General features: G+C 45.5%; 3 protein-coding genes and 1 pseudogene. 3 read left to right on the forward strand and 1 reads right to left on the reverse strand.

Annotated features, from left to right (window positions below; translation table 11 throughout):
• Window positions 1-345 (reverse strand): annotated as a pseudogene (locus V7D75_RS05525) (phosphomannomutase CpsG); the annotation flags it as partial.
• 177 nt (window positions 346-522) lie between these two features.
• Between V7D75_RS05525 and mazG the strand changes: the two are divergent.
• The 3 genes from mazG to pcnB all read left to right on the forward strand — a co-directional run.
• The gene (gene mazG / locus V7D75_RS05530) at window positions 523-1,413 is read left to right on the forward strand and encodes a nucleoside triphosphate pyrophosphohydrolase (protein WP_333613745.1); all 891 of its coding nucleotides are present in this window, start codon (window positions 523-525) and stop codon (window positions 1,411-1,413) included.
• On the forward strand, window positions 1,400-1,801 hold the full coding sequence (locus V7D75_RS05535; protein ID WP_333613746.1) for a ComEA family DNA-binding protein: 402 nt from the start codon (window positions 1,400-1,402) through the stop codon (window positions 1,799-1,801). The genes mazG and V7D75_RS05535 overlap by 14 nt, the downstream gene beginning before the upstream one ends.
• A 164-nt stretch (window positions 1,802-1,965) precedes the next feature.
• A partial coding sequence (gene pcnB, locus V7D75_RS05540; RefSeq protein ID WP_333613747.1) for a polynucleotide adenylyltransferase PcnB occupies window positions 1,966-3,056 on the forward strand: 1,091 nt, incomplete at its 3' end.

Here is a 3,056-nt window from a genome sequence, read left to right on the forward strand (position 1 = left end):
GGTCGCAAAGTAAACCTCTTCTGTGCCTGTCATACCCAAATCAATCACACCGACACCCGCATCGAGCATACCTTTGATGGTTGCTTGTTTTAACTGCTCACTGGAGTGGCGGATATCGCTACCGATAACGATAGCTGGCTTTAATTTTTTCAGTTCAACTGTGGCATCTGCAGCGCTATAACGCTCGAATAAAATTTGCCCAAAAGCGCGGCCGATACGGTAGGCGATGTTTTCGTCAAGGTTGACTCCAAGCTCGCCGCGGATATCATACGCCTTAAATGACTGAATGCTAATAGGGTGAAATTCTGTTGCTGGCTGATAGCCAGTAGTCGCAGAAGTGGACATAGTAATAAGCTTCCTTGTGCGTGCGCGGTAAAAAATGAGGGAGTGATAACAGGATTATAAGTCAATAAGCGTTCAATGATACACTAACTACCAAATGAGTCATAAAGCCGTAGTGGTACTTTATGTGAGCATTTTTATACTTATCCGTTTCTATGATAAAAAATATAAGAGTATTTTATGAGTGACTTAGACAACCAAACGTTAACTTCTGTTACGCCGCCCAGCCCTATACAGGGCGTGCCAGTAGCAACTGGTAAGTTAGATGATTTATTGGGATTGATGGCACGGCTGCGCGCAGATTGTCCGTGGGATAAAAAACAAAGCAATCATAGCTTAATTCCGTACGCGATTGAAGAGGCCTATGAGCTTGGCGAAGCGATTCAAAGCGATGATGACGAAGATATCAAGGGCGAGCTTGGCGATGTGCTTTTGCAAGTGGTTTTTCATTGTCAGATGTACGCTGAACAAGGGCGCTTTGATATCAGCGATGTGATTACCACGTTGCAAGAAAAGCTGATTCGCCGCCATCCACATGTCTTTGAAGCCGAAACGCTAAAAGACGACGCTGCGGTAAAAGGTCGCTGGGATGAGATTAAGGCAGAAGAAGACCAAGCTCGCGCCGCACGTGGCAAGCCGAAGCGTCGTTTGGATAATACCAAGGCAGGTAGTGCGCTGATGCAAGCGCAGGAAGTACAAAAGCAAGCGTCAAATTTGGGTTTTGATTGGGAAGGGGTCAGCGGCGCTTTTGATAAGCTCGATGAAGAAATTACTGAGTTAAAAAGCGAGCTGACCGATAAATCGAAAACCGCTGCTAAATATAACATAAGCAAAGCCAATATCAGAGACATTGAAAAAGAGCTTGGCGATTGCATGTTTGCGCTGGTCAATGTGGCCCGTAAACTCAACCTCGACGCTGAAACTGCAACCTTAACCTGTGTGCATAAATTTAAGTCGCGCTTTGGTTATATTGAAGAGCAGTTAGCGGCAGCTGGCAAGCGTTTAGAAGATAGCGATATCAATGAGATGGATGCGTTATGGGAAGCGGCGAAACAGCATGAACGCGACTAATAAAAGCCTGTTTATTAAATGGCAGCATGCCAGCTTACCTAAAAATTTGTCCATTTTTTTAGTAGGTGTGTTTTCTGTTATTACTATATCGTTTAATCCTGCCCTTGCCGCGCCATGTTTTGATAATGCTAAAAGTGCTTATCATTATCTATTGATGCAAGAAGCAGCACAAAGTCAAGCACGCGTGCAGACTAGAATTAATATCAATCGCGCCACAGAAGCCGAGCTGGTGGCATTAAACGGTATTGGCAGCAGTAAAGCGCAGGCGATTATTTTATATCGCGAGATGTTTGGCGGCTTTAAAACGGTTGATGAATTAACGAAAGTTAAAGGCATCGGCGCAAAAACGGTTGAGAAAAATCGCCAGCGTTTAAGCGTGCAAGATTAAGCGCTTTATTTTGTATTATTTAACCCCCATATTGACAAAATAGCATGTAAGTAAATGTCATAACACACCCACCATGGTCAAAATTTGTTAAACTAGCGGGTACATCCGCCTGATAGACGCTGTGTTCGTCGGGGTGGTTAAGAATAAAGGCGAGGAGTAGATGCATGGCCGAGCGTGCCGCCAAGCAGTTAGAACTGAATAAATCTGAATTACCCAATTCCATTACCGAAGTGATAGCCACCCTAACCCGAGCTGGGTTTGATGCTTATATCGTCGGTGGCGGCGTGCGCGATACCTTGCTAGGCCTGCGTCCAAAAGACTTTGACGCGGTCACTGATGCCAAACCTCATGAGATTAAAGACGTCTTTGGCAAGCGTTGCCGTATTATTGGTCGCCGTTTTCAATTGGCGCATGTCTACTCTGGGCGCGAGCTTATCGAAGTGGCGACCTTTCGTGGTCCACCGCTCAATAATGCCAATACCAATCAAGATGGGATGATTTTGCGTGACAATGTCTGGGGCGATATTAAGCAAGACTTTGCCCGTCGCGACTTTTCTATCAATGCCCTTTATTATCAACCGCTCAAAGGCGTGGTACATGATTTTTGCGGCGCCCTTGAAGATATTGATAATAAAGTTATTCGTCTATTGGGTCATGCACCGACCCGTATCGAAGAAGATCCGGTCAGGTTGCTGCGTGCCCTGCGATTTAAAGCCAAGCTTGGTTTTGATTTTGATAGCGAACTCGCTGCCCAGTTTCATGATGACAATTGGGCGCTGCTTGAGCAAATCTCTCCGCATCGTTTGTATGATGAAACGCAAAAAATGTTTACCGGCGGCTATTTAGTGCCGCTACTACCGTTATTGTTTGAGTCGGGCGCGATTGACAGTTTAGTTATTTATCCGCCTGCCGAGCCAAGTGCCTTGGTCAAACAAGTCGCTATCAATACCGACAAACGTATCGCCGCTGGTAAAAGTATCAATCCTGCCTTCTTTTATGCCGCGTTATTGTGGGAAAATTACCTGCATCAATTGGAAAAAGCCAAAAAACGCAATATGCCTTTTGCTGACGCGCAACTGCATGCAGCGGGCAAAGTCATCGACCGTCAGCGTATCAAGACCGCCATTCCAAAATTTGCCGAACAATTTATCCGTGATATTTGGATATTGCAGCCAAAATTGGCGGCGCCGCGTAGCAAACAAATTATCCAGTTGTCTGAGCATCCGCGTTTCCGCGCCGGTTTTGATTTCTTGCT

Origin of the sequence: Psychrobacter sp., assembly GCF_036731945.1 — a bacterium.
In the GTDB taxonomy this organism is placed as follows: Bacteria; Pseudomonadota; Gammaproteobacteria; order Pseudomonadales; family Moraxellaceae; genus Psychrobacter.

Coding starts and splice junctions, on each gene's coding strand:
- mazG (WP_333613745.1), top strand. CDS start 523: ATGAGTGACTTAGACAACCAAACGTTAACTTCTGTTACGCCGCCCAGC.
- V7D75_RS05535 (WP_333613746.1), top strand. CDS start 1,400: ATGAACGCGACTAATAAAAGCCTGTTTATTAAATGGCAGCATGCCAGC.